The organism is Micromonospora sp. NPDC047793 (assembly GCF_040642635.1).
Taxonomy (GTDB): Bacteria; Actinomycetota; Actinomycetes; order Mycobacteriales; family Micromonosporaceae; genus Micromonospora.
In genome coordinates, this window is sequence record NZ_JBEYSG010000025.1 from 1 (window position 1) to 24,564 (window position 24,564).

The 24,564-nt window shown below is 67.9% G+C and carries 23 protein-coding genes and 1 pseudogene; 15 read left to right on the top strand and 9 right to left on the bottom strand.

Features of this window, described 5'->3' with window-relative positions; all coding sequences use genetic code 11:
* Positions 1-60 precede the first annotated feature (60 nt).
* A complete protein-coding gene (locus ABZ738_RS30075; RefSeq protein ID WP_357218719.1) occupies positions 61-471 on the bottom strand; it encodes a hypothetical protein in 411 nt (136 codons plus the stop codon).
* Between the two features lie 270 nt (positions 472-741).
* Here ABZ738_RS30075 and ABZ738_RS30080 point away from each other — a divergent pair, with 270 nt between their 5' ends.
* The 7 genes from ABZ738_RS30080 to ABZ738_RS30110 all read left to right on the top strand — a co-directional run bounded on the left by ABZ738_RS30080 (position 742) and on the right by ABZ738_RS30110 (position 9,229).
* On the top strand, positions 742-1,101 hold the full coding sequence (locus ABZ738_RS30080) for a hypothetical protein (protein WP_357218722.1): 360 nt from the start codon (positions 742-744) through the stop codon (positions 1,099-1,101).
* 3 nt (positions 1,102-1,104) lie between these two features.
* Entirely contained in the window at positions 1,105-1,860 is a 756-nt protein-coding gene (locus ABZ738_RS30085; protein ID WP_357218725.1) for a hypothetical protein, read from the top strand.
* Complete coding sequence (locus ABZ738_RS30090; protein ID WP_357218728.1) at positions 1,857-3,284, top strand: hypothetical protein; 1,428 nt, start codon at positions 1,857-1,859, stop codon at positions 3,282-3,284. The genes ABZ738_RS30085 and ABZ738_RS30090 overlap by 4 nt, the downstream gene beginning before the upstream one ends.
* A gap of 17 nt (positions 3,285-3,301) precedes the next feature.
* On the top strand, positions 3,302-4,771 hold the full coding sequence (locus ABZ738_RS30095) for an SCO6880 family protein (protein WP_357218731.1): 1,470 nt from the start codon (positions 3,302-3,304) through the stop codon (positions 4,769-4,771).
* Between the two features lie 100 nt (positions 4,772-4,871).
* Positions 4,872-6,221 carry a hypothetical protein gene (locus ABZ738_RS30100; protein ID WP_357218734.1) on the top strand — a complete coding sequence of 450 codons (1,350 nt, stop codon included), beginning with the start codon at positions 4,872-4,874 and terminating at the stop codon, positions 6,219-6,221.
* Complete coding sequence (locus ABZ738_RS30105) at positions 6,218-8,053, top strand: TraM recognition domain-containing protein (protein WP_357218737.1); 1,836 nt, start codon at positions 6,218-6,220, stop codon at positions 8,051-8,053. The genes ABZ738_RS30100 and ABZ738_RS30105 overlap by 4 nt, the downstream gene beginning before the upstream one ends.
* A 117-nt stretch (positions 8,054-8,170) precedes the next feature.
* A complete protein-coding gene (locus ABZ738_RS30110) occupies positions 8,171-9,229 on the top strand; it encodes a toprim domain-containing protein (RefSeq protein WP_357218740.1) in 1,059 nt (352 codons plus the stop codon).
* On the opposite strand, the gene ABZ738_RS30115 is transcribed toward ABZ738_RS30110, so the two are convergent.
* Positions 9,177-9,440 (bottom strand): hypothetical protein, encoded by a 264-nt coding sequence (locus tag ABZ738_RS30115; RefSeq protein ID WP_357218743.1) that lies wholly within the window; start codon positions 9,438-9,440, stop codon positions 9,177-9,179. The two genes, ABZ738_RS30110 and ABZ738_RS30115, sit on opposite strands and share 53 nt — an antisense overlap.
* Before the next feature lie 189 nt (positions 9,441-9,629).
* Between ABZ738_RS30115 and ABZ738_RS30120 the strand changes: the two genes are divergently transcribed.
* Entirely contained in the window at positions 9,630-10,298 is a 669-nt protein-coding gene (locus tag ABZ738_RS30120) for a DNA-binding response regulator (protein WP_357218746.1), read from the top strand.
* On the opposite strand, the gene ABZ738_RS30125 is transcribed toward ABZ738_RS30120, so the two are convergent.
* Positions 10,204-13,695, bottom strand: a complete 3,492-nt coding sequence (locus ABZ738_RS30125) for an AAA family ATPase (protein WP_357218749.1) — start codon at positions 13,693-13,695, stop codon at positions 10,204-10,206. The genes ABZ738_RS30120 and ABZ738_RS30125 overlap by 95 nt on opposite strands.
* 205 nt (positions 13,696-13,900) lie before the next feature.
* Positions 13,901-14,548 (bottom strand): hypothetical protein, encoded by a 648-nt coding sequence (locus ABZ738_RS30130; RefSeq protein WP_357218752.1) that lies wholly within the window; start codon positions 14,546-14,548, stop codon positions 13,901-13,903.
* Here ABZ738_RS30130 and ABZ738_RS30135 point away from each other — a divergent pair.
* Positions 14,531-14,839 (top strand): hypothetical protein, encoded by a 309-nt coding sequence (locus ABZ738_RS30135; protein WP_357218755.1) that lies wholly within the window; start codon positions 14,531-14,533, stop codon positions 14,837-14,839. The two genes, ABZ738_RS30130 and ABZ738_RS30135, sit on opposite strands and share 18 nt — an antisense overlap.
* 69 nt (positions 14,840-14,908) lie before the next feature.
* Here the strand turns inward: ABZ738_RS30135 and ABZ738_RS30140 are convergent, their stop codons facing one another.
* The 4 genes from ABZ738_RS30140 to ABZ738_RS30155 are packed head-to-tail and all read right to left on the bottom strand — an operon-like array spanning position 14,909 to position 18,430.
* On the bottom strand, positions 14,909-15,418 hold the full coding sequence (locus tag ABZ738_RS30140) for a DUF4913 domain-containing protein (RefSeq protein WP_357218758.1): 510 nt from the start codon (positions 15,416-15,418) through the stop codon (positions 14,909-14,911).
* Entirely contained in the window at positions 15,415-16,527 is a 1,113-nt protein-coding gene (locus ABZ738_RS30145; protein ID WP_357218760.1) for a hypothetical protein, read from the bottom strand. The genes ABZ738_RS30140 and ABZ738_RS30145 overlap by 4 nt, the downstream gene beginning before the upstream one ends.
* Positions 16,528-16,577: 50 nt before the next feature.
* Positions 16,578-18,017: a relaxase gene (locus tag ABZ738_RS30150; RefSeq protein ID WP_357218763.1), complete on the bottom strand. Its 1,440-nt coding sequence runs from the start codon at positions 18,015-18,017 to the stop codon at positions 16,578-16,580.
* The gene (locus ABZ738_RS30155; protein WP_357218766.1) at positions 18,014-18,430 is read right to left on the bottom strand and encodes a hypothetical protein; all 417 of its coding nucleotides are present in this window, start codon (positions 18,428-18,430) and stop codon (positions 18,014-18,016) included. The genes ABZ738_RS30150 and ABZ738_RS30155 overlap by 4 nt, the downstream gene beginning before the upstream one ends.
* A 441-nt stretch (positions 18,431-18,871) precedes the next feature.
* Between ABZ738_RS30155 and ABZ738_RS30160 the strand changes: the two genes are divergently transcribed.
* The 4 genes and pseudogenes from ABZ738_RS30160 to ABZ738_RS30175 all read left to right on the top strand — a co-directional run bounded on the left by ABZ738_RS30160 (position 18,872) and on the right by ABZ738_RS30175 (position 22,819).
* Positions 18,872-19,432: an AAA family ATPase gene (locus tag ABZ738_RS30160; RefSeq protein ID WP_357218769.1), complete on the top strand. Its 561-nt coding sequence runs from the start codon at positions 18,872-18,874 to the stop codon at positions 19,430-19,432.
* 267 nt (positions 19,433-19,699) lie between these two features.
* Positions 19,700-20,476 (top strand): annotated as a pseudogene (locus ABZ738_RS30165) (Tn3 family transposase).
* A 163-nt stretch (positions 20,477-20,639) separates the two neighbouring features.
* A complete protein-coding gene (locus ABZ738_RS30170) occupies positions 20,640-22,220 on the top strand; it encodes an RNA-directed DNA polymerase (RefSeq protein ID WP_357218772.1) in 1,581 nt (526 codons plus the stop codon).
* Between the two features lie 146 nt (positions 22,221-22,366).
* The gene (locus tag ABZ738_RS30175) at positions 22,367-22,819 is read left to right on the top strand and encodes a hypothetical protein (RefSeq protein ID WP_357218775.1); all 453 of its coding nucleotides are present in this window, start codon (positions 22,367-22,369) and stop codon (positions 22,817-22,819) included.
* 466 nt (positions 22,820-23,285) lie between these two features.
* On the opposite strand, the gene ABZ738_RS30180 is transcribed toward ABZ738_RS30175, so the two are convergent.
* Complete coding sequence (locus ABZ738_RS30180; protein ID WP_357218778.1) at positions 23,286-23,741, bottom strand: GIY-YIG nuclease family protein; 456 nt, start codon at positions 23,739-23,741, stop codon at positions 23,286-23,288.
* Between the two features lie 246 nt (positions 23,742-23,987).
* On the opposite strand from ABZ738_RS30180, the gene ABZ738_RS30185 reads away from it, so the two are divergent.
* Positions 23,988-24,221 carry a GNAT family N-acetyltransferase gene (locus ABZ738_RS30185; RefSeq protein WP_357218924.1) on the top strand — a complete coding sequence of 78 codons (234 nt, stop codon included), beginning with the start codon at positions 23,988-23,990 and terminating at the stop codon, positions 24,219-24,221.
* A 188-nt stretch (positions 24,222-24,409) separates the two neighbouring features.
* Entirely contained in the window at positions 24,410-24,556 is a 147-nt protein-coding gene (locus ABZ738_RS30190) for a hypothetical protein (RefSeq protein WP_357218781.1), read from the top strand.
* Positions 24,557-24,564 lie beyond the last annotated feature (8 nt).

Below are 24,564 nucleotides of genomic sequence, written 5' to 3' on the forward strand. Positions count from 1 at the left end.
TCGGGGTACTTCTTCGGTGCTGCCACGGACGACTTCCTCCCCACGGCCATCAGACCATGATCAAGAAGCTCCATGAAAGCGGGGGTGGCTCAGGGCGCAGTCGATGATGCTGTGCTCGGTCCAGCCACGCCAGCCGCCCTCGCCCAAAGGAGTGACCGTCACCCGGATCGCACGCCGGGCGGTGATTCCGTTGTCTGCTGGTTGCGGTAGGTCGGCGAAGGGCTCCACTTCCGCCGTCAGGTGGACGCGGTGGTGAGCCCAGGTCGCCCAGCGGCCGTCGCGGTCGGCGGCGGCGCTCTGCCCGGTCAGGGTACTGCTGGCGAAGCGCATGGCTCGCTGGTAGGCGTCGGCCGGGCCGGCGTCGCGGCGGGTGTCGGCACTGTAGAGGGCCGTCACGAACCGTCGACACACCTGCCCCGGATCGGCGTACGAGAAGCCGGGTTGCGTCGGCGGCGGCACCGGGGCGGCCACCCAGGTAGGGCCGGTGCCGGTCGCAGGTCGGTTGATGCTCGGCGTGGGTGGCGTTGGCGGTGGGCTGGTGGCGCAGCTGGTAACGGCCAACGTGATCGCCACTGCCGTGGTTACTCGGATTCGCGCGTCCATGGCCACGACGGTGTCGGGTCGCTGGGGACGTTACCGCTGCCGGCTGTCGCTGGTAGCGGCGGTAGCGGTGGCAGCCACGCCAGCGTCAACTCTGCCGTCAGCGATGCCTGGTCAAGGTCCCTGGCAGATGCCCCGACCGTGGGCGTCCTGACCTTCGGGAGACCTGCCGTGCTTGTTCACTACCTGACCATCGCCGCCGTCCTCGCGGATGCGCCGATCGCTGCCGTGACGGGCGTTCTGGCCGCCGCACCGAACCCGAGCCCTGCTGCGCCGCCCGGGTTGGAGGCGACCGGGAACCTGTTCATCGGTTGGATGAAGTGGATCCTGATCGTCGCCGGTGTCGGCGGCCTGCTGGTATGCGGGATCATGATGGCCGTCGGTCGTCGCAACCGTTCGGCGTTCGCCGCCGATGGGGCGGCCGGCATCCCCTGGGTGTTGGCCGGGTTGACGTGCGGGGCGGTCGCGGCCGTCGTTGTCGGCGCGATTCTGCCGAGCTGAGCCATGACCTACGACGTTATCGCTCGTGCTCGCCGCACCACCCGCCGCCGCATGCTCACCGCCGTGTGTGCGGCCACCGCAATGCTGGCCGGCGCGGTTGCTATCGCGGTGTTCGGCGTGTCCCCTGATCGCTCTGCCACCTCACCGGCAGATCCGGCACTGACAATCCGCCCTGACGCCAGCCCGACTGCCGGTGACCGGATGGCCCTGCCCAGCGATCTGGACTGGGTCGACCTGGCGGGCGTGTCGGTGCCTGCGTCGGGCCGGTCGGGTCCCTACTTCAGCAGAGGCGGGCTGGCTTACGGCTTCGCGCACGACCGCGCCGGCGCGGTACTCGCCGCGGTCCACATCGTCGTGAGAGTCAATCCCCAGGTCGGCCCGGCTGTGTTCGAACCCACCCTGCGCGACCAGGTGGTCGGGCCCGATGCGGCCTCGATGCGGGTCCAGGTCGCGCAGGCGTACGACGAACTGCGCGGACAAGCGGGCGTCGCGCCCGGGCGACCCCTCGGGCGGTTGTACGCCACCCTGCGGGGTTACCGGATCCTCAGCTACACCGACGACGAGGCGGTCCTGTGGCTGCTGACTGAGGCGCCAGGCGCCACCGGCAGCCCGCTCACGGTCAGCACCGAGGTACGCGTGCGCTGGACCGGGTCGGACTGGGTTCTGGTGGCGCCCGCCGGCGGGACGTTCGACCAGGCGGTGACCACCGCGTCGGATCCCGACATCGCCACGTTCCTTCCCTTCACCACAGGCGGGTGATTCTCGTGCCGTTCTGTAATCCATTCCTTCCTGCCACCTGCGCCGGAGTCGTCGTCGATGGCGCCAACGCCCCTGCAGCCGTACGCGATTCGATGGTCAACTCGATCCTCGACGGGTTGGCCAGTGCGGTCAGGGAAGCGATCCAGTGGGTCGCCGGTCTGCTGACCAGTTGGACGCTCATCCCGTCGAACAGCCTGTGCCCCACCGATGGCTCGGATCCAAGTCAGTGGGCCGCTGACTGGGTGGTCCAGTGCCAGGAGACTGCCGGTCCGGCGCAGCAGCTGCGCGGGTTCATGCTGCCGATCACGATCCTGGTGCTGGTCGGTGGACTGGTCTGGCAGGGCATCACCATCGTCGTCAGTCGAAAGGGCGAGCCGCTGCTGCGGGCCGTACGCGGCGTGTGGAACACCGCGCTGTGGGGCAGCATCGGCGTCGCTGGCACCCACCTGGTCCTCAAGGCCGGGGACAGCTACTCGATGTGGCTGCTCGATGAGGCGATCTTCAAGGATTCCGACAAGCCACCGAACGAGGCGATGAGCGCGGCGCTCGGCGGGTTGTTGCTTCCCGGCACTGCGGTGGCACCGTTCGTGATGATCCTGGTCGGTGTCGTGGTCATCCTCGCCGCCGTGGCGCAGACCATCCTGATGGTGTTCCGCGAGGGCTCGGTGGTCGTCCTGGCCGGAATTCTGCAATTGGCGGCGGCCGGCTCCGTCACCCGAGGCACCAGCCAGTGGCTGCACAAGACTCTCGGCTGGTCGCTGGCGCTCGCGCTGTACAAGCCGGCAGCCGTCTCGGTGTACGCCACCTCGTTCGTGATGATGCGCGGTAACGGTCGGGACTGGCTGATGGGTCTCGGCATGCTGGCCCTGTCGGTGATCGCCCTGCCGGCGCTGATGAAGTTCTTCACCACCTTCACCGGCGGCGTCGCCTCCGCCGGCGCAGGCCTCGGCATGGCCGGCGCCGGAGCAGCGGCCGGCCTGCACGCCGCGTCGTCGCTGCGCGGAGCGGTCGGTGGTCACAGCGCCAGCGACCACGCCCGCTACCTCGACTCGCGGGGACCCGGTAGCGGCGGCGGCAACGGTCCCACCGGAGCCATGCCGACCACCTCGGCCTCCTCTCCTGCGACCGGTAGCGCGCCGAACGTGATGAACGGTAACGCTGGTAGCGGCCCGCCCGGTCCGGTAACGCCCACGCCCACCGTTCCGCCCGGGACCGGCGTTACCGCATCCACCGCCACGGCTGCCGGTGGTAGCGCAGCGACCGGCGGCAGCATGGCCGGAGCCGGGGCGGCGGGAGCTGCGACCGGACCGGCAGCACCCATCGTCATCGGTGGCGCGGTGGTCGCTCAGGCCGGGGTCAGTGCCGCGAGGGCGGGCGCGAACACCGCCAGCTCGGCGATGCGGGACGGGAGTTCGTCGTCGTGAGCAGCGAGCAGGCACAAGTGCGCACCTACGGGGGCTGGCGGCGGGCCCGGGGCATGGGCCTGTTCGGCCTCGGACCGGCGCAGACCTTCACCGTGTTGTTGGCGATCACCGCGCTGATCGTTTCCGGCTCGCTGGGGCTGCGGGCGCTGGCTTTTGCCGCTGGGCCGTGTGTGCTGCTCGTGGCGCTGCTGGTGCTGCGCTGGGACGGCGTGCCGCTGTCGGCCGGGATCACGCAGCGGGTGCGATGGCTGATCGGCACCAGCCGCGGCTACACCTCGTACCGATCCGGGGTGATGGTGACCGGCGAGCATGCCTGGCAGCTGCCGGGTGTGCTCGCCCCCACCACCCTGCTGACCGTCACCGACGACAGCGGCGGCGCGTACGGGGTGGTCTACAACCAGCGGCTCGGCACCATGACGGTCACCTTGCGCTGCGCGGCCACCTCCACCTGGCTGGCCGACCCGGACGCCAGCGCGGCGTGGGTGGCCAACTGGGGCGGCTGGCTGGCCAACCTCGGCTACCTGCCGATCGTCGACCACGTCGCCATCACCGTGGACACCGCGCCGGACCCCGGTTCCCGGCTGGCCGATCACGTCAGCCGGCGGATCGTGCCGCACGGGCCGGCGTCAGCCCGACGGGTACTGCAACGCCTGGTGGAAGTCTCCCCGGCAGCCGCCGCGGACGTGGAAACCCGGGTGTCGGTGACCTTCAGACCTGGCGCTTCACCCGGCAAACTGAAGAACCTCGACGAAGCGCTGGAGGAGATCAGCCGCACCCTGCCGGGCCTGCAGGACTCGTTGAGCAGCTGCGGCCTGACCGTCCTCGGCCGGGCCAGCGCCGACCACATCTCGGCGATCGTCCGTACGGCCTTCGACCCGGCCAGCCGCGGCGACGTGGCCCGGCTCGCCGCGGCTCCCGGGCTCGACCTGAGCCGGTGGGTGGACTGGGACAGCGCCGGGCCCGTGATGGCCGAGGAGCAAATCGACCGGTACGCCCACGACTCCGGCACGTCCGTGTCGTGGGCGTGGCACGAGGCACCGCGTCAGCACGTGCACGCCGACGTCCTCGCACGGCTGCTCGCCCCGGGCCCGTACCCGAAACGGGTGTCCCTGCTATACCGGCCCTTCCCCGCCGGTGAGGCCGCGCGGATCGTGGAGAGCGAGGTCAACGCGGCGGCGTTCCGCGCGGCATACCACCGCGCGCAGAAGCGCGACGAGTCCGCCCGCGACCACGCCGACCGGGAACGAGCCCTACAGACCGCGCGGGAAGAAGCCACCGGCTCCGGGGTGGGCCTGATGTCGCTGTTCGTCACCACCACCGTCATCTGCGCCGACGACCTGGGCCGGGCCATCGCCGACGTCGAGTCCCGCGCCGACGTGGCCAAGATCCGACTACGGCAGCTGCGCACCAGCCAAGCCGCCGGCTTCGCCACCACCCTGCCCTGCGGCGTCTGCCCGCCGCAGCTCGCCCGCCACTGGCCCCACTGACCTGATCGCGAGGAGAAACTCGTTGAAGAGCACCGTTGCTGCCCCTGCCTGGGGAGTGCGAGCGCCCGGCACCGGCCGAGCGAGCCACGTCTCCCCCGGCATGGAGTACCAGGGCACCACCGTCCAACTGTGTGGGCTGTTCCCCTTCGTCGCCGGCTCCGGGGCACCCACCATCGGGGTTCCGATCGGACGGCACATGCTGTGGGGCGAAGTCGTCTGCCTCGACCCCCTCGAATGGCTCCGCGAAGGCCTGATCACCAACCCCGGCGTGTTCGTCCTCGGCCAACCCGGCGTCGGCAAGTCCACCGTGGTCAAACGACTCATCACCGGCATGACCGGCTTCGGCACCAGCGCCCTCATCCTCGGCGACACGAAACCCGACTACACCAGACTCGTCGAACACCTCGGCGGACAGGTCATCCGCATCGGACGCGGGCTAGACCGCCTCAACCCCCTCGACTCCGGCCCTCTCGGCACCGCCCTCGCTCGCATGGGCACCGCCGACGCCCGACAACTACGCCTGGAAATCCGCGGCCGCCGCATGTCCCTGCTACTGGCACTCTGCGCCCTCGTACGCGGACACGCACTCAACAACACCGAAGAGATCATCCTCGGCCGCGCCATCGACGTACTCACCGAACGCCTCGACCACGACCCGACGGTGCCCGACGTGCTCAGCCTCATCGAAACCGGCACCGGCGAGTTGCAGGCCGCGGCCCGGGCACGCACAGACGGCGAGTACCGCCGCCGCGTCGACCAGTTGGTGCCCACCCTCGCGCTGCTGTGCGAAGGCAGCCTGCGCGGGGTCTTCGACGGCCCGACCACCAGACCGCTGGACCTCGACGCCCCCGCCGTCAGCGTCGACATCTCCCAGGTCGCCGCCGCCGGCGACCAACTCGTCGCCGCCGCCATGCTGTGCACCTGGGCGTACGGCTTCGGCATGGTCGATGCCGCGTCCGTGCTAGCCGACCAGGGCCTCGCACCACGCCGCCAATACCTCGGCGTTATGGACGAACTATGGCGAGCCCTACGCGGCGCATCCGGACTGGTTGAACACGCCGACGCGCTCACCCGACTCAACCGGCAGCGAGGCATGGCCAGCATCATGGTCACCCACTCCCTCGCCGACCTCGACGCCCTGCCCACGGCCGAAGACCGGGCCAAAGCACAAGGCTTCATCGAACGCTCCGCCATCAAAATCCTCGCCGGCCTGCCACCTCGCGAGCTGAACCGTGTCAACGAAGTCATCAAGCTCTCCGGCCCCGAGCGGGAGCTGGTGGCGTCCTGGGCCGCCCCGGAAGCTTGGTTCGCCGGCTCCGTGCATCCCGGCCGAGGCAAGTACCTGATCAAGACCGGCGAGCGTAACGGGCTGCCGGTGTCGCTGACCCTGGTCGGCGACGAATGGGACCTCTACGACACCGATTCAGCGATTCGTGAGGTGCGCCCATGAGCACCCGCCCCGTCGAACCGCGCGGCACTGCTGGCGGACCCCTCACCCCGTACCTGGTGCTCGGGCTGGTGTGGGCGGTGTTCGCCCTGATCTGGCTGTCCTGGCTGGCCGGACGAATCGCCGCCGCCGTGACTTCTTCTTCTGCTGCTGGTCCCCGCTTCGGTTCCTTGTACGTGCAACACCTGCTGCGGGCTGACTGGGCCGTGCTGTGGCCCGGGGTCTCCCCCGCCGTGGTCGGCGTCGTCTACGCGGTGCTGCTGCTGGTGCTGGTCGGCCTGGTCACCTTCGCGACTCTGTGGTGGCAGGGCCGCAAGCCGGACGCCGAGGACCCACTACCCTCGCTGGCCAGCCCTTCTCAGGTACGGGCCATGACGTTGCCTGCGGTGGCTACGAAAGCTCGCCGTCTGCGATCAGGTTCGGCGGACGTGCCGGTGAAGGAGATCCCGGCCGAGGCAGCCGGCGTTGTGCTCGGCGCGCACCGGCTGCGGCGCGGCTCCGGCCCCCGCGTCTATGCCTCCTGGGAGGATGTCATCATCGCGGTGATGGCACCCCGTGCGGGAAAGACAACCGCACTGGCCGTCCAGTCCATCCTCAACGCTCCGGGGCCGGCCCTCGCCACCAGCAACAAACCCGACCTGTGGGCCACCACGGCGGCCGCCCGCGCTGCCCACGGCACGGTCTGGGTGTTCGACCCGCAGTCCATCGCCCATGTGCCGCAGGGCTGGTGGTGGAACCCCCTGGCCACCGTGGAGGACGTCGAGGACGCACACCGGCTGGCCAACCACTTCGTCCAACAGGTCCGCAACACCCACAGCAGCGACGACTTCTGGATCCAAGGAGCGTTGGACCTACTCACCTCGCTGATCCTCGCCGCCGCTCTGGAAAACCGCACCCTGACCTCAGTCCAGACGTGGCTGTCGGACTCCACCTCCCGCGAGCCAGCAACCATCCTCAAGAGCCACGGCTTCGGAGCCTCCGCCCGAGCGATGTCCGGCCGCCAAGCCGGCGCCCCCGAAACCCGCGAAGGGCTCTACGAAACCGCCCGCACCGCAGCAGCGTGCCTGGCGAATCCGACGATCATGGCCTGGGTCACCCCACCAGATCAGCCGCTACCAGCGCTGGACGTCGAGACCTTCGCCGAAAGCACCGACACGCTCTACCTGCTGTCCAAGGACGGCGCGGGTGCCGCCGCACCACTCGTCGCCGGCCTCACCGACCAGGTGCTGCGCGCCGCAGTCACCGTCGCAGAAGCGCACGGTGGAAGGCTCGACCCGCCGCTGGTCGCCTGCCTCGACGAGGCCGCGAACGTCTGCAAGATCGCAGACCTACCGGAGCTGTACAGCCACTTCGGCAGCCGCGGAATCATCCCGCTGACCATCCTGCAGTCCTACCGCCAAGGCACCCGGGTCTGGGGCGAGCAGGGCATGGACGCCCTCTGGTCGGCCGCCACGATCAAACTGGTCGGCGCCGGCATCGACGACGCACGCTTCGCCGAAGACCTGTCCCGACTCATCGGCGAACACGACGTCACCGTTGCCTCCCGCACCCGCGACGCCCGAGGCCGCACGTCGTACCAGACCTCCGTGCGCCGACAGCGCATCCTCGACCCCGCGCGGATCCGAGCGCTGCCGAAGGGCTCGGCGCTGCTGTTCGCCACCGGCATCAAGGTCGCCATGCTCAACCTCCTGCCCTGGTACGACGAACCAAACGCCGAGTACCTGACCACAGCCGTCGCCACCTCCACCGCCGAAATGACCCGCCACGCGCGGGGCACCCGCACCGCACGGCGGGATCGCATGCGACAGCGCTCCTGGCGGGGACAGGCCAGCTGAAGCTAGCTTGGATATCGGAGGTCGACTATGGGCGTACCTCGAATCAGTCAACCTGGGCTGCCGATCGGCGGTACCGGGCCTGAGCCCGGGCGGCTGCTGGCGGCCGCCGAGGCCGCAGTGACCTACTACCGCACCCAGCTCACGCGCGCCGACGGCCCCCGCGCCTACCTCACCGAACGCGGCCTCGGTGTCGTCGTGCAGCGCGAGTGGCCGTGGCGGGTCGGGTATGCCCCACCCGGATGGAGTGCGCTCACCGATCACCTGCGTGCGGCTGGCTTCACCACCGAGGACCTGGTTGGCGCTGGCCTATCGACCCGCACCCGGACGGATCCAGACCGACTCATCGACGTATTCAGGGACCGGGTCATGTTCCCGGTGCGCGACGCGGCCGGGCATGCCGTGGCGTTCCTCGGCCGGTCAGGCCCTGGCTCGGGTGAGGGCATACCCAAGTACATCAACAGCCCGGGGACTGCGATCTACGACAAAGGGCAGCTGCTCTTCGGCGTCGCCGAACAGCAGGAACGCATCAACGCACGGTGGACGCCGGTCCTGGTCGAAGGACCTGCCGACGTCCTTGCGGTGTGGCTGTCGTACTCCCGGTCGGGCAAGACCGGAGCGGTGGCACTCGCACCGTGCGGCACCATGCTGACCGGCCGCCAGGCCGCGAGCCTGCGAGAGCTGCCCGGGGCCACGCAGGGCATCGTCGCTGCATTCGATGCCGATCCCGCCGGGCGTGACGCAGTGGACCGAGCCTGGCAACTGCTCCGACAACCGCGCCCACCCGGCCCGCTGCTGACGGCTGAGTTCGTGGCCGGCGCCGACCCAGCAGACCTACTGCGCCGGCCGAACGGCACAGCCCAGCTGCGGACCGCCTTGCAGCAGCGGGCACGACCCATGCTCGGCGCGGTCGTCGACCATCGCCTCACCCAGCTCGTCCGACGTCATCCCCGGCTGCTCGAGGACATCGACGGCAGGTGCACAGCGGTGCGCCTGCTGGTGCCGCTGTTGTTCGAAGCGATGAGTCCAGATGAGGCGGTCCTCGTGGCCCGGCAGGTGGCCACTCAGACCGGGGCTGCGGTCGACACTGTCGCGATGGCCGCACTCGCGCACCTTGAAGAGGCGCTCACAGTTCTGGATGCAGGGAACGTTGGACGTACAAGACCATCCCTTTGGTGATCCCGTACTCGAGTTGGAATTGGCGGACACGTTGACGGCGTTGTGCCTCCGAGCACAGACGCGCCAGCGGTTCGCCCGGAAGATCCTTCACTACCCCGGCGATGAGATCATAGAGTTCGGGGGTGCGCGGACACTCCGGGGCGGGCAAGGGGCGGTCCTTGCTGGAGAACTCGTGGTGGGGCGGATCGCTGGGATCGTCGTCGTAGACCACGGCCACTCCTCGGGAGGCGTCGTGCACTGAGAGTAATGGAATTGCGCCTGCCGGTTACTGCCTGATGTCGAGCGCGAGCCTGCCAGAAGTCAGCAGGAACCTGACTGGCGGGCGTGGGAACGAAAGGCGAGCGAAACAAATGCCTACGCTGTAGCCCCCGCGCAGGTCGAGAAGGGACATCCATAACCGGTGACCGGTCATGTCGCCGTCATTGATCCGCTGCCCATGTACCAGCAGGGGGTTGCCGCAACCTTGTCCGCGCTGGGCCACGTCGTCGAGACACCCGCGGACCCATTGACATGGATACGCCACTCTCCGTGCGCGGTCGTGCTGTTGACGCTGATCTCGCAGACGGACTGGGAGTTGCTCGGTCGACTCCGCGACGCCGATGCACGCCCGCCAGTGATCGCGCTGATTGAGGAGGAGTTTGCGGCGTTGGGCGTCCGCGCGGTCCGGGCCGGAGCTCAATCGATTCTCCCGCGCCAAGCAACGCAGGCAGCGCTGCAGCGTACGGTCGAAGCGACACTTGACGGGCAGGCTGTGCTACCGGCCGAGGTCGCCGCCGCACTCGCGCTCGGTGCGGAGTTGCTCGGTCCAGGGCGACCAACTCCCTCCAAACGTCAACTGGAGTGGCTGCGACAGCTCGCCGCCGGTTCCACGGTGGCGCAGCTCGCTCAACGCACCGGATACTCGGAGCGTGCGATGTTCCGCCTGCTTCAGGCCCTCTACCAGGAGATGGACGTGCGAACACGCATCGAGGCGATCATTCTGGCTCGTGACCTGGGCTGGCTTCCTGGAGCACCGCGATCACGGCCAACAACTGACCCCGAGGGCGACCGCAAAGGTCGAGCTGGTTGACCAAGAATTTGAGGTGCTCGCGCAGACCGGTGCTGTCCGGAGCCATGAGCCGGGCCTCACGGAAGGCGTTCAAGGCATCCTCGATCGGCAACTTGTGATCCAGCACATCAGCACACATCGCGAGCGCCGCGAAGTCCCGCGCGGCGAAGTCGTCGGGGTCGCGAAAGCGCTCCTCCGCCTCGTGGCGCAGCTGGTTGAAGCGCGTCCGAGCAATGGCGATGCGCCGTTGTTTACGAGCCACCACCGCCGCCAAAGCAAGCACGATGAGTGAGCGCCCGGAACGCCGGTACCGGACGATCGTCTGTATCTCCCGAGCCGCGTCGTTGGGCCGGTCGGCGGCAAGATGCGCCATGCAGAGGGTGGTTCGAGCCTGGGTCAGGACCATCGGATCATGCACCTTGATGGCCAAGGCCGCTGCCTTGGTCCCCAAATCGAGCGCAGCGGCCATGTCGCCGTCGCGCAGCAGCAGGTCTGCTCGTCCGTTCAACAACGCGGCTTGGTGCGACCAGTCGGCGTTCTCGTCCACCTCCTGCTGCGCCTTGGCGAGCCATTGGTGAGCCTCGAACAGGCGGCCGGTCTCGGCGTGCCAGCGCGAAAGCTTCAGTGCGAGATTGACCCTGCGGGACGCAGACCGCCGGGCGGCGGACGTTGCGGGGTATCCGGCCTCCTCAGGTACGGCGTACGCCTGCTTACCGCGCTTGATCGCTGCGCCGAACTGCCCCCGGCGCCGGTAGCAATCGGCTAGCCCTTCGAGCGCGCCCATCCGTACCACTGGATCGCCGAGCCGTTCCGCGCCGGCCAGCGCCTCCTCGTACTTCTTGTGCGCCTCGCCGGGGTCGTTGTCCAGCCACGACATCGCCGCCAGGTTGGCGCTCACCTTCAGTCTCGCTACGTCGTTGCCTAGTGTCTCTGCGTGCTCCAACGCCCGCCGGTACGCGGCCCTGGCCATATGGAAGCGCCCTCGTGAACGGTGAATCCAGGCGAGCGCGTTGTCGTTTGCCATCTCGAGGTACTTGTCCTCCATGCGGCCGCACAGCGCCTCGCGGTATTCCAGCAGGAGGTAGCGGCTGTTCCACTCACGCAGACGCTCATCAAGTGCCTCGATCATTTCGTAGGCCGCCTCGAATCGGCGCGCGCCTATCATCGCGTGGACCTCGGCAAAATGAATGTGAAGGTCCCCGACGGTGCGTGGATTCTGTTCACGAAGGACATGCAGGCAGGTCGCAGCATTCTCCTGCAAATCAAACCGGCCCTCGTAGCCGTGTCGGGTCTCCTCGGGCATGCGGTCGAGAACCCATGCGGCGTCGGCCTCGGTCAACTCGTAGCGATCGCCAACCCGCCGCACCAGCATGCTGTCGACCAGCCGCTCGAGTCCATGCAGGGTATCCTCCTCTGGCTGATGCTCCTCGAGCAGGGCCATGATGCTCTCCTCGGGAACCGGAACGCGGAAGGCGGCGAGGCCCTCCAGGACTCGTCGAGTCGGCTCGTCGAGATCGTCGATGAGTCGGCACAGCAAGGCGTCCGGCACTTCTTTCGGCTCCAGGCAGGACAGCTCGTCGACAAGCGCCTGGAGCCGGACGCGATGCGCGGCCAACACGCAGACCGCGTGGAACAGGTTGGTCAGACGCGGATTGCCCTGAAGAGCCCGGTACAGCACGCCGAATGCATCGTCGTCTAGGCGTCGCAGGCGGGAAAATCCGCCGGGACGATCCCTGAGCATCTTCACGAAGTGGTCATATCGTAGCCGGCTGATCGTGATCGGCGGCTCGGCTGCAGGCCAGGTACCGCCAGTGGGCGACTTCGGGACTACGCCGCTGACTAGGATCACCGACACCCGGTGATCGACGCGCGTCGTCAAAGATTCGAACGTCTCGTCTAGCTCCGCGTCTGCCAGCGCCCCGTCGGGCGCCAACAGCCGCTCCGCGTCTTCCACCACTATGATGACCTGTTGGTTAACTGCGGCGTCGAGTGCCGCCTGTAGCCGGGCCGGCGACGACGCCTCGCGCCGCAGGTGAACGGTCGGGACCGCGCCGTCCGCGAGCGCAGGGGCGGCGCCCTCGATGCAGTCGATGAGGGTCTTCGCGTCCAGGCGCAGCCCTTCGACGGTCGGCGTCCAATACACCTGAGGTCGGCCGACGCCCATGTCCGACAAGGACGCCGTTACCAGCGTAGTCTTACCCACTCCGCGCGGTCCGGTTACGACGACCACGCCGGACGGGCCTTCCGTCAGGCGCTTGCGCAGCGCTTCACACGCCGCGTCGTGATAAATCGGTCCGGTGCCCGATCCCTGTCCGGCGGCTAACCTGTCTTCCCTAGCGCCTGGCCTGCCTCCCGTCGCAGTATTCGAGTCGAGGGCGGGATGTCGGATGAGCTCCACACGGAGCGGCAGCGGCTTCTCAACATCGATTCTCAAGGGTCGGAGCATTTCGGTGGCGGCGTGTGCGGCTAGCCAGAAAAACCATTGTCTTTCAGGAGGCTCAAGTAGAGTACGGCCTGAAAGAATCAGGGCGATAGCGGTGAGGCAGACGAGCCGCTGCTGCGGCCATTCCTCGAGCAGGCCCTTCCGCTCAGCGTAGTCCCGCTCGCCCTGAGCGATGCCTGAGATCGTATGGCGGAGGTCCCGGGGAATGGAACCATCAATCTTGTCCGGGTTCGGCGTCAGTAGCACCTCTCGCAATCTTGCCCGGTTGATGCTGTCGCCCTTCTGCAAGCGCATTGCGACGGTGGTGCACATCAGGTAGCAGGGGTCCCATGCCAGCAACCCATCAGTCCGGTAACGAGACAGGTCGATCAGCGCGTAATCGACGGGTTCGGTTGCCGTTTCGGCGACCAGCAGGTTGCCGGGATGGAGATCGCCGTGGGAGTGCCCGCGAAAGGGGGTTAGGAGGAGCGCTCCTCCGATGCGATCATTCTTTGCCAGCGCGAAGGGATTGATCAGCGGGCCATCGCTGCCGTATAGCCAGGGGTGTGGCTCGTCCAGGAGACCGTTGTGCCTGCTGGCCCACTCGTGGAGGGTACCGCCGGGCTCTATGCGGTCGTCGAGCAGCTCTCGCAATAGCTGCCCTGCGGAGGCAGGGCCGGGTTTGACCGTCTTGGCGTTCCACTCGGAGAGCAGCGACGAAACGATCTTCTGGCACGTTGCCGCAGGGTCGTCGTGCCGGCGGAGCATCTCGTCAAAGCTGACGAGCGTGCCGAAGCCGCCACCAGCGACGCTTTGAAACGTGATCCATCCACCGTCCGACATCGGCTGGGCTGAGTAGGCGACTTGGGCCAAGTGCTTCTTCCCAAAATCACCGGACTTCCTCAGAACCTTCTCGTGGGCTTTGGACTCTCTTAGCCCGCGGTGGCCGGAGGTGTCCACCTTGATAATGATTCCTTTGGAATCGTCCTCGTGCACGTATACACCGAAAACCTGCGCGGAGGTGAATCCCGACGCTGACCAGTTCGAGGGAAAGAGCGAAACTTCGTTGTCCTCTGCCCACTGCCTTAGGTCTCGCCGCGCCGATCGCAGTCCGACCCGCGCTAGAACTCGCTCTAGGCCGTCATCATGGTTCATCGGGTCCTCCTAAACGTCTGGGGATAAGAGGGGCGCCGGGCAAAGGTCACGGTGCAGGCGCTGTGATGAGACGCTCGATTGCCGCCATCGCGGCCTGGACGGGACGAATGAATCGAACGCGGAACGCGGAGCCCTCGTACGACCCGATAAAGTCTGCAAGTTGCGGAGGCGTAGGGATTTCCGTAGCACCCTGCGTCACCTCGGGCATAACCGTCTCGTACTCGCTGATCAAATCGCGGACGTATTCCTCGGTCTCCCTTAACGAGGGAAGAAGGTCGGGCTCGGCGTCGAACAGGGTGCCCTCGGCGCGCACGTTGCGTACCACCATCTCAAGGCTCAGCTGAGCGTCCACGAGAAGTTGAAGGTGCTCGTCATACATCGCCACACGCAGGTGACTGTCGCCTGATGCCGTGTAGACCTGGGCGCGGGCGCGTAAAAGCCGCCGTGTCCGCTTCACGGAGTTGTAGAGGCCGATGAGCTCGCCGAGGTACCGCTGCCGCGTCTCCCGTACGACCGTGGCGCGTTCCTCCGCCAGCCTCGCGCGTTCGGCGCGCTGCTCGGCCTGGCGGTTGAACGCTTGGTAGACGAGGGACACACCGCCGCCGAGCACCGCGACCAGAAGGAACTGCAGCAGCGTCTTGTACCCCTCAACGCCCACAGCTTTGGTAGCAGATTCATGTTTGGTGATCAGCACTACGGCACCAGCCATGGCTATCACAGCGCCGGTCGCTATGGCGACAGTCAGCCGGCGATTCGAGTTGTTACCGAGGCCATCAATATGGCCGAGCATAGCTTGGCTGCGGCGCCCGCCACAGACACCAACGCAACGGCGCGCGTTGTTAGCCGGTGGCGCGTGAACAGCCGATCTGCGGCCATCTACTGCACCCAGCGCCCCAAGGATGCCGAGCCCGAGGCCGCAAGTGGTCGCGAAAGCGGCACCGGCGGACAGTGCGGCGTCGGCAGCCGAGGCACGGTGCTTGTCTAAATTTAACATCGCTGCCACGTGCGCTACGGCAAGCGATGAGAGGCCACAAGCTGCCGGCCCGAAGCGGTGTCAGTCCCACCACAGCCACCAGTCCTCTGGCGCGGGCTCGGCTGGCATCTCCGCCAACAACTGGTGTCGTGTCTCTCCGAGGTCGCCGCCTGCAGCGCAGTTGCGGAATGGTCCGTCGTCGCCGTACAGGATGGGTAGTTGGTGGTCGAGTTCTCGCAGCCAGGGCAGCATGCCGGTCATCTGTAGGCGGGCTTGTTCCCAGCCGTACCACAAGGCTGTAAGCCGGGTTACCGTTTCGTCGTGGCGCCACCACTGCTCGCACCAGCGCCACCTTGTCATGCCGACTTCACCGACGGGCCGCGGGAAGGTCGGCAGCAGGTACATAGTCACCCACTCCTCGACCGTCGAGTACAGCGGCGGCTGATCATCCCCATCGCCGGCCTGGGTGCGTTCGGCGTGGGTCTGCTGCAGGTCGGCGACCTGCGCCGCTAGTCTCGCTACCTCAGCGGCGAGCTCATCGAGTCGAGTAGCTGCGTCAGTGCCGGGCTGCTGTGACGCGGTGGCCGTCATCGGGCCCTGCCCCGCATCGGCACCGCAGTAACCGTTACCGCAGGCTGCTTCCCGGCGACCACCGGGGTGACCTGGGCTACGCGAAGCTTTGGGAAGGCCTGTGCCCAGGCCGGCGTCGTGACTGTCTCGGCGTGATGGACGGCAGCCGCCGTTGCGGCGGTGTGATCGGCGCTGTTGTCGTGGAACACGCTCGCCGACTGCCCGGCAGCGTGCTCATCGACCGGGGTACGGGGATCGTCCACCGTTCCGCCGGCACGGACTCCTTCGCCGCGCTCTGCGGCCGCCCGGCTGTACAGATCGCGGGCCAGGGCTTCTTCCACGTGGTTCTGTGCGAGGCGGATCGCCTCGACCGGCTGCCCGTCGGCTTCGCCGGCCCTGATGGCCTGGTTCATCTGCGCGGCGAGGTCGCGAAGGAGTTGCACGGGTTCGCCTGCGGGGAGTCTGCCGGTGGCGCGCCACTGGCGTTGGAGTTCGTCGAGGGCTTCGGGCCGTACGTGCTCCGCCAGTTTCATGGCCTCATGGCGGACAGCGGCGTCGAAGTCGTCGACCACCCCACAACCACCCGGCGGCAACGCGACCGGCCCCTCCGGGGTGATTCCCGGCCGGTCGGGGGTGCCGCCGTGCGGACGCGCGCCGTGCTGGCGGTAGCCGGACCGGGCGTCGTGTTCCCATATTTCGCGGGCGGCGGCGCGCATGGCCTCGGAGATCGGGGTTCCGGTTTGCCGGTGGCGTTGGTAGGCGGCCATCAAATCCGGGCGGAACTGACGGAGTCGCTGCTCGGCGAACTCGGCGGCCCGACGGGCTACCGGGTCGGTGCCGGCGTGGATCGTTGCGGTCCGCCACACGCCGGCGGCTTCGGCGAAGGTGGCCCTGGTGACCAGCCAGTCCCCGTCGAGCGCGGCGGCCATCCGTTCGCGGTCTGCGCGTACCTTGGCGGCCAAGCGGTCGGCTTCACGGCGGGCCGTCGTGGCGGCCTGGTCGCGTTGGGCCTGGCGTTCTCGTTCGGCGGCCTTGTTCTGGATACCGACGGCGGCCCAGCGGGCGCCGGCCTCGCCGACAGTCGCCATCGTCGCCAGCCCTTGCAGGAACTGCTGGCGGGTCTCGGCCACCGGGTCGTCGTGGTGCTGCGGGTGCGGCACGTGTACCTCCAGTGCGTGCGTCAGCGGCCACGCGCGGCACGCCGGCCGCCTCCCACTGTCGGTACTGGTGTTGCCGTGACCGTTAGCGGCGGCGTTACCACCGGTCGCCGGCCACCCGCTACCAGCCGCAGCGCGTCGGCAGCGGTCCGAGCCGCCTCGGCCTGGTGGAGACGCCGCTGGGCCTTCCGCAGCTGCTCGACAGTGTCCGCGAGGCGGGAGAGGTCCATCACCAACGCGAGCGCGGCAACCAGGTCGTCGTCGCCGGAGATGCGGCCCATCAGCGCTACCAGCCGCGACATCGCACGCATCTCCTGCGACCGGCCGGTGGTCTGACGGACCCGCCCGTACAGACCGCGGGCTGCTCGGTCGAACACCTCAGCTGCCCGGTGCAGCGGCCCGCGCCGGTCACCCTCCATCCCGTACGCCAGGCTCGTCAGCAGGTCCGCTGCGGCGACTGCAGTGGTTTGCGCCCGGCCGGGTGCGGTACGGGCGTCGCGGCGGATGTCGTCGGCGGCCGCAGTGACCGCCGTGGCGGCCTGGCGCAGCGCCTCAACACGCTCGGCCGTGCCGACCGTCGGCGGGGCCAGCGGCGGTATCGGGATGCCCCACCGCAGCCGCAGCTTGGGCAGGGTCAGGTCGGGTGCCAACCGGCCTCCGCCGAAGTACACCGGCTGCCCGGCTGCGGTACGGGCGCCGGGCAGCGCCACCGCGTACCCGGTGACCTGATCGGGGTCGGTGCTGCTGTTCCGGAATCGGACCAGCACGCCCGCGTCGCGTAGCCGGGCGAAGAACTCGTCCTCCGAGCCGGCGGCGGCCACCGCCCTGCGTACGCGCCGACGCAGCTCATCGCGGGGCGTTTGGGCGCGGCCGGTGCGCTGGGCCTTGCTGACCTCGACCGGGTGCGGGCGCCGATGGGCGGTGCGGTCAGCGGGCGCGACCCGGCGGTGCAGGTGGTAGCGGCGGGCGACCTCATAGGTGGCCTTCACGCAGCGCGGGTAGTCGTTGCGCATCCAGTTGGTGCGGCCGTCCTCGCGCACTAGCGTGGCGACGATGTGCACGTGATCGTCCGCGTGACGCATCGCGATCCACCGCAAGCCCGGATCGGTGGCGGTGGTGGCGACGCCGACCTCGGTGAGCATCTGCACCGCCATGTTCGCCCACGTCGAGTCGCTGATGGTGCGGTGGCGGTCCTCTGGGGCGAGTCGCATGCTGGCATGCCACACGAACTTGTTCGGCGGCCGGTAGCCGGCGCGGACAGGTTGCTCCAGCAACTCAGTCAGCGCACGAAGGTTCCGCTTGCCGCTGGCGGTGACCTTGGGCTCCAGGTCCGTCAGGGGGGCTGCGCCGTCCCAGGCGGCTACCAGGCGCGGGTTGACGTGTTCCTCTGCCTTGCCCGGGCCCCACAGGTAGCGCAGTAGTCCTCCAACCTGGGAACCTCGTCGGTGTACTCGCGTGATCACCGCAATCTCCGGTCAATCAGGGAGATCACCTCGTCGAGCCGGGCCACCGCGGCCGCGCACAAGCGGACAGCGTCGGCGGCCCAGTCCGGGAGCTGGCCGGTGGCGTTGAACGCCGCAGCAGCCTGGTTGACGTTGTTACCGAACATCACCACCGCGCGGCGCGCGGCGAACAACTCGTGCTGCAGCTCACGCAGGTCACCAGTCGCCTCACTCGATGCCTGGCCGGCGGAGGCGGCGGCGACAGCGGCCTTGGCGGCATAGCCGGTCGGGGTCAGCGCAACGGCCTCCGCCGCCACATCGATCGCGGTCTTCTCCTCATCGGACAGCCTCAGCAACACGGCGTGCGGGCGAGCCGGCCGATTGTGGGCACGGTGCCGCCCCTTGTGGGGCGGGGTGGGCTGTTCGCTGTCCATCGCCGCCACTGTGCGCCTTGGGCGTTACCGGCGACATCAACGGCAGCGGCTACCGGCGTCGGCCAGGACGACGCGGCGGGCAGGGCTCGTCCCCATTGCCGATCTGCGACCGCGCCCGGTCGCAGATTGATAAGCAATGGCCATATCTTGCTCCAACCTCCGAGGGCCTCTCCGAATGACGCCCTCGCCCGCCGTAGTCATCAGCAATCCGGCACCAGCAAGCGGTGACCTGGGATTGTTGATCTAGAAGCCGAGCCGCAGGCCCAGCCGTGCAAGCAAGCGAGTCGCGCGTACCACCGAACCGTCCGCCCTCGCGCCGCCGTCGGCGTAGCGCGCTACCCGCTTCCACCCGCTGGCAGTGACGATGCGGAAGCGGGTCACCCGGCCAATCTGGCTCACCCTCCGACTGACCGTGGCGCCGGCACGCCTTGAATGTGTCCCGTGATCGTATGGCTCAATGGCACCCACGGCGCGGGCAAGACGACGACCAGCGCGCTCGTGCAGCAACTGATCCCAGATTCGCGAGTGTTCGACGCCGAGAAGGTCGGCGAGACGCTCATGGACATCACGCCAGGGCTGCCCGAGACGGACAACTTCCAGCATTGGCCGCCGTGGCGGCACCTCGTCGTCGAGACCGCCCGCCGCGTGCTCGACTACACCGGCGGCACTCTGGTAATCCCCATGACCGTCCTGGTCGAGCAGTACTGGCGCGAGATCAGCACAGGCCTCGCCCAACATGCCATCCCGGTAAGGCACTTCGTCCTTCACGCCGACCAAGACACCCTCCGCAGGCGTATCGAGGGGGAACACCCCGTCCCCTCCCCGTTCCGCCTGAAGTACCTCCAGCCCTACGCCGAGGCGTCCCGCACGTGGCTACATGCCGAGGCCGATGTCATCGACACCACGCACCTCACGCCCGCCCAAGCCGCCCTGCAGATCGCCCTCCGAGCCACTGCGGGAAGCCCGGGCTCTGTACCGCCGAGACCCGAGGACGGTTACTGACGGCGGTTGTAGGGGCGACCGTCCATCGAACTCGCGTGACACGAATACTCAAGCCTGCCAGTCCGAAATCTTGCGGGCCCTCACCGCGGATGGACAGACCGCCGTGCGGTCAGCCGGAGCGTCGGACCTTACGCATGAGCATCGCCCAGACGCCGTACCCGGAACCGACATCACCGGTAATCGCCCCGGCGGCGGAGCCCATGAACAGAGCATTCGCGCAGTCCGGACACACCTCGCTTCCGGTGATCGTGGCTCTTCGAACACTTCGTGGATCTGGTGTTCAACCCCGACAGCGACCGCCGGCCGGAGGTGCTGATCACCGATCAGGGGTCGTACTCCGACATCGTGTTCGCTATCGTCACCCTGCTCGGGTTCGACTACCGGCCGGTGCTGGCCGACCTGCCCAACACCAAGCTGGGGCGCATCAGCCGGGGCGCCGACTACGCCGGGTTGAACAGGGCCGCTCGCGGGTAGATCGACCTGGAGAAGATCACCAGGCATTGGCCGGACATCCTGCGGGTGGTCTGCTCGATTCACACCCGCACCGTCTCGGCGCACGACGTGATCCGGATGCTGCAACGCGACGGCCGGCCCACCCAGCTCGGTGAGGCGTTCGGCATGTACGGGCGGATCTTCAAGGCTCGGCACGTGCTCACCCTCGTCGACGAACCCGCCTACCGGCGGGAGATGAAGGGGATGCGCAACCTCAACGAGGGCCGCCACGACCTGGCCCGGCGGCTGTTCCACGGCCGTAAGGGCGATCTGCACCGGGCTTATCGCGACGGGCAGGAGAACCAGCTCGGCGCGCTCGGCCTCGTCCTCAACTGCGTCACGCTGTGGAACACCGCCTACCTGAACCGGGCGCTGGCCGAGCTCCGCGCCCAGGGCTACCCGGTCCTGGATGACGATGTGGCCCGACTGTCGGCGTACACGCGCCGGCACATCAACGTCCACGGCCAATACTCATTCCGGCTGCCCGACCTGGGCGGCGCGTGGCGTCCACTGCGCGATCCCGACCAGAGCGACCCCGACGACCAGGACTGACTCCTGGTAGTGGGTTCGTTCGCTGCAGGTCGTCAACGGCTTCCAAGCAGGAGTGGAACGGCTTCTGTCGGCGGTGTTCCTATCTCGCGGTACCGTCTATGCCCAGCCGTGCCCGGCGTTACGGCACGGTCAACTCAGGGCGGGCTCGACAAGGAGAATGATCATGCCGATCGACCGCGACCTTTTGCGGCGTTTGGATCTACATGACGCCGTCGAGCGCGAACTGTCGTCACGCAATCGTCTTCTGCCCCGCCGCTGGGACTTCGCAGCTCTAGCCTCCGATCCCTCCGCCGTAGAGAGGTGGCTACGCCCACAGGTCCGCCGCGGGCCCTCCGGGCACGCTGCCAACGTGGTGCTCGCGGACAAGGGGTGGCGAGGCGCACGTCCGTTGCACATCATGACGCTCGAAGACAGAGTGCTGTTCCGGGCTCTCGTCAAGCTCCTCAGCGAAACGCTGCCGGAACGGCTCCGTAGCCGGGTGCCGATCGGGCAGTTCAAGCAAGCACCCCTCGACGTCCCAAACGTGCAGTACATCAGCAAAACAGACGTCACCGCATACTACGAGTTCGTCGATCATGACCTTCTGAGCGCAGAGCTGATCGCCCAGACCGGCGAAGAGCTCGCTGTCGATGCGCTGGTGGATCTACTGGGCTCGGTCCTCGGGCGGCGTATCGGTTTGCCGCAGGTGCACCCGTCGAGTGACGTCCTCGGCGATACCTATATCGACCCGGTTCGCCGGCGTCTGCTCCGTCGTGGCCACGTGGCGTTCTCGTACTCGGATGATTTCCGCATCGCGTCGCCCTCGCTCGGCGACGCCCGTGCTTCGCTGGAGGCGTGCGCGACCGAGGCGCGCACTCTCGGCCTGGTTCTCAACGAACGCAAGACCTATACCTACGGATCAGAGAACTACCGAGCCTCCCTGACCTCATTCGCTGAGGCGGAACAACGACTGTTCCAGGACGTAGGCGACCCTGATGATCCGTTCGCGACGGCGAGTTCACTGTTCGACCCTGACTACGACGACGCTGTCAACAGCGCAGGGAGCCTGGGCGCAACCCCGATAGGCAGCGATGTCGACGAGGAGGACGCGTTCACCGAGGACGGCGGCGATCCTTCCGAAGAAGTTGACGCGCGACGCCTTCAGGCCGCCTCACGGGCGTGGGAGATGTGGGTCCACGAGGACGAGTCTGAGGAAGCCCAGGCAGGGCAAGACGCCGCGATCACTCAGTCTCTTCTTGGCCGGGCGTTGTCGACCCTCGGCACGGCCGGTGACGAAGGGCCGCTCGACTATCTATCTGAGCTGCTTCGCTTCGAGCCCGCCCTTACCCCCCAAGTCGTCGCATACATCGAAGCTTTCGCGCGTACCGGGCGCAGCGCACGCACCAAGCTTCGTCGAGCGCTCGACGAGACCATCACCAGCGACATCCTCAGCCCATGGCAAGGAATGTGGATCGCACAGGCAGCTGGCGGCATCCGGCGTGCGGAAAGTACGCACGGCTACGAACTCTGGCTGGCCCGGTGTCTGGAAGGTGGCCATGACGGGCTTGCCGCCACAGCGGCGGCTGCGCTGGGACGTATCGGGCGCGGGAACGTCGATCTGGTGTCGGCAGCCGTCGAACGTGTCGGACCGGAGTGGCGGCGGCTGGCCTTCTGGGGCTTGATTCGCCTCGACCCGGTTCGCGCGGAAGCCACGGCGGAGGACGAACTTGATCGGCTCCTGCTCGGCGCCGAGACTGCGGAATGAAAGCGCCCGCTCCTCCTATCCCGTCCGCTGAGGCAGAGGCTGCCTCAGCGCTACTATTTCGCACGCTCGGAGCGCACCGCGCCGCCATCGCGGCCCTCAAACCGGCCCCTCGCCCTCGCCTTCGAACGCGGTCCGATGACGATCCGGTGCAAGACCGGTGCCAAGCAACCCTCATCAGGCTGCTCTCGATCACTGAAGCGTTCGCCGCCGACCTTCTGGCACGCGAAGCGGACAGAGCGGTTTCTCTGTCCCAGAGCACGGCGGCGAGCAGGATTGCCGAAGAAGCCGTCATCCGCGCGACCAGCGGCTGGCAAGACCAGAGGAAGGCATACAAGGACTGGCTCGGAGTCACTGAAGACTGGAACGCGGTTGACCGGCTTGCGGAGGCACGAAACGCTGTCGCTCATGGTTTGGGGAAGCTGACGAAGCGTCAGCTGCGCAACGAGCAGAGCGTCAGGGCCAAGTTGCGGGCTGCGGGCATCTCGCTGAACAACGGCAGGATCGTGCTCTCTGACGCCAATCTCGCGGCAGCGACCTCAGCCTGTCGCGACTTTATCGAACGAGTCGACCGGGCAGTGCAGGTTCGATCGACTCCGTGATGCTGGTGTGGCCCAACCATCCTCGGGCCGTGACTCCCATGTTTCTCGTCGCGCTCCAGGGTCAGTCCTCCGGTGCGGCGGTAAGCAGCTGGTCGTACTTGGCCAGCGACGGGGGCCCGGGTGTGCCGGTCCGGCGGCAACCGGGCCAGCGTGACGTTGAGTGCCGCCTGGTCGTCGTCGACCGGATCCTGAACCAGCAGGGCGGTCCAGTACGGATCGCCGACGCCGTCTTCGTCCTCTTCCCAAGCGTCGACGGCCCGGCCGGTCAGGTCGGTGATGACGGCCGCGGCCGCCGCTTGGGCGGCCAGGATGGTGCGGCGCAGTCGGGCCGATCCGGGCGGGTAGTCGTCGACGGGGATGACCTCGCCGGGGCCGGCCGGGTAGCGGCTAGCCCTGACCTGCGCCCCTAAAAACTGAAGCGGCCCGGCCGATGCCCTCCCTCGCCGCTTGCGCAATCAGCGAAACATCACCAACGGGACGGCGACGGGCCGCACTGTCTCTCGCAACTGGAGGCGATGAACTCCGTCAGCACGGGGTCGGCACGGAACCACTCGCGCTTGCCGGGCACACGCAGGCGCGCGAACTGCTGGTGAAGCTTCCTCTCCTGCCCCCTGCGCTCCGCTTCGTCCTCTATGGCGATGACGTGCAACAACTCCAGGAGGTAGGGGTTGCCGGTGTGAAAATCCTCCATCCGCTCGTACGGATGATTGCCGGTTTTACCGATCTTGATGTGAGGCCCGCAGGCAATGAAGTACACGCCGGCGTAGTAGTGGTCCAGGCCGGGGTCGCCGAGGTCGCCCCAGGCCTTCTGCTCGGCCTCGATCATGGCGTCTTTCGGGTCGCCGATGGTGAAGCGGGCCATCTCGCGTTCGTACTTGCTGGACCGCCGCCGCCAGTCCCGGAAATCGTCGTAGTTGGTCATCGGCGGCCATTTTCTCAACGGCGCGGGCCTTTGACCAGAGCGGCAGCTTCGCCCACCGGGGACGCACACCACCCATCACCCCATCGTGACTGGCTGATAACTCGCGGTCCAGCACCGCACACCCCGTAAGAGCAGGTCAAAGTATCCGATCAACACACCAACATCACGGTTAGCGTGACTTTCCCGAACGTCGGTCCCCAAGCGCCGGTCTCCGTCGCGGCCAACGGCTCGGTCGTCCCATGCTGAATCTGTACTACCCGCTTCGCCCCGCCACACTGGGGACACGGTTACGCCACCGAGGCGGCACGACACGCCGTCGAGTGGTCCGCCGCGCACACGCCGGACCTGCCCGTGCTGGCCCGCACCACCGCCGACAACCTTCCGTCCATCCGGACGGCGCAAGCGGCGGGTCTGGTACGGCGGCCCGACCTCGATGCGGCCGACGACGGGGTGTGGACGGTGGTGCTGGCCTCGCGCTGACGGGGTAACCCCCGCCCGACGCTCGGTCCTCTGGTCGGCCTAATGACGGGCCGCAGCGCCGCCCAGCGCAGCACGCGGTCGACTCCACAAATGCGGTGCCGACGCAAGTTTTCTGCATCTACGGTGTGTTACGCGCCCCTCCGGCAGCTGGCCCGTCCGGCGGAACTTGCATCGGACGAGTCCGGTCCATGCCGTCCAAGGCCGTGGCCGGCGGGATCTACAGCGACATTCTCGGCGAGGCAGGAATCGTGAAGAAGGCGACTTTTGTTCCGGTGACGACCGGCGCCCCTCCTGCTGGCGCCATTGGAGCGATGAGCGGCGCCGCAAAGCCGTAACCGGAGCC

What these genes read in the sequence shown, in the direction of transcription:
- ABZ738_RS30135 (WP_357218755.1), top strand. Translation starts at nt 14,531, where the DNA reads ATGTTTGGTGATCAGCACTACGGCACCAGCCATGGCTATCACAGCGCC.
- ABZ738_RS30140 (WP_357218758.1), bottom strand. Translation starts at nt 15,418, where the DNA reads ATGACGGCCACCGCGTCACAGCAGCCCGGCACTGACGCAGCTACTCGA.
- ABZ738_RS30155 (WP_357218766.1), bottom strand. Translation starts at nt 18,430, where the DNA reads ATGGACAGCGAACAGCCCACCCCGCCCCACAAGGGGCGGCACCGTGCC.
- ABZ738_RS30100 (WP_357218734.1), top strand. Translation starts at nt 4,872, where the DNA reads ATGGAGTACCAGGGCACCACCGTCCAACTGTGTGGGCTGTTCCCCTTC.
- ABZ738_RS30180 (WP_357218778.1), bottom strand. Translation starts at nt 23,741, where the DNA reads ATGACCAACTACGACGATTTCCGGGACTGGCGGCGGCGGTCCAGCAAG.
- ABZ738_RS30105 (WP_357218737.1), top strand. Translation starts at nt 6,218, where the DNA reads ATGAGCACCCGCCCCGTCGAACCGCGCGGCACTGCTGGCGGACCCCTC.
- ABZ738_RS30085 (WP_357218725.1), top strand. Translation starts at nt 1,105, where the DNA reads ATGACCTACGACGTTATCGCTCGTGCTCGCCGCACCACCCGCCGCCGC.
- ABZ738_RS30170 (WP_357218772.1), top strand. Translation starts at nt 20,640, where the DNA reads ATGCCGATCGACCGCGACCTTTTGCGGCGTTTGGATCTACATGACGCC.
- ABZ738_RS30190 (WP_357218781.1), top strand. Translation starts at nt 24,410, where the DNA reads ATGCCGTCCAAGGCCGTGGCCGGCGGGATCTACAGCGACATTCTCGGC.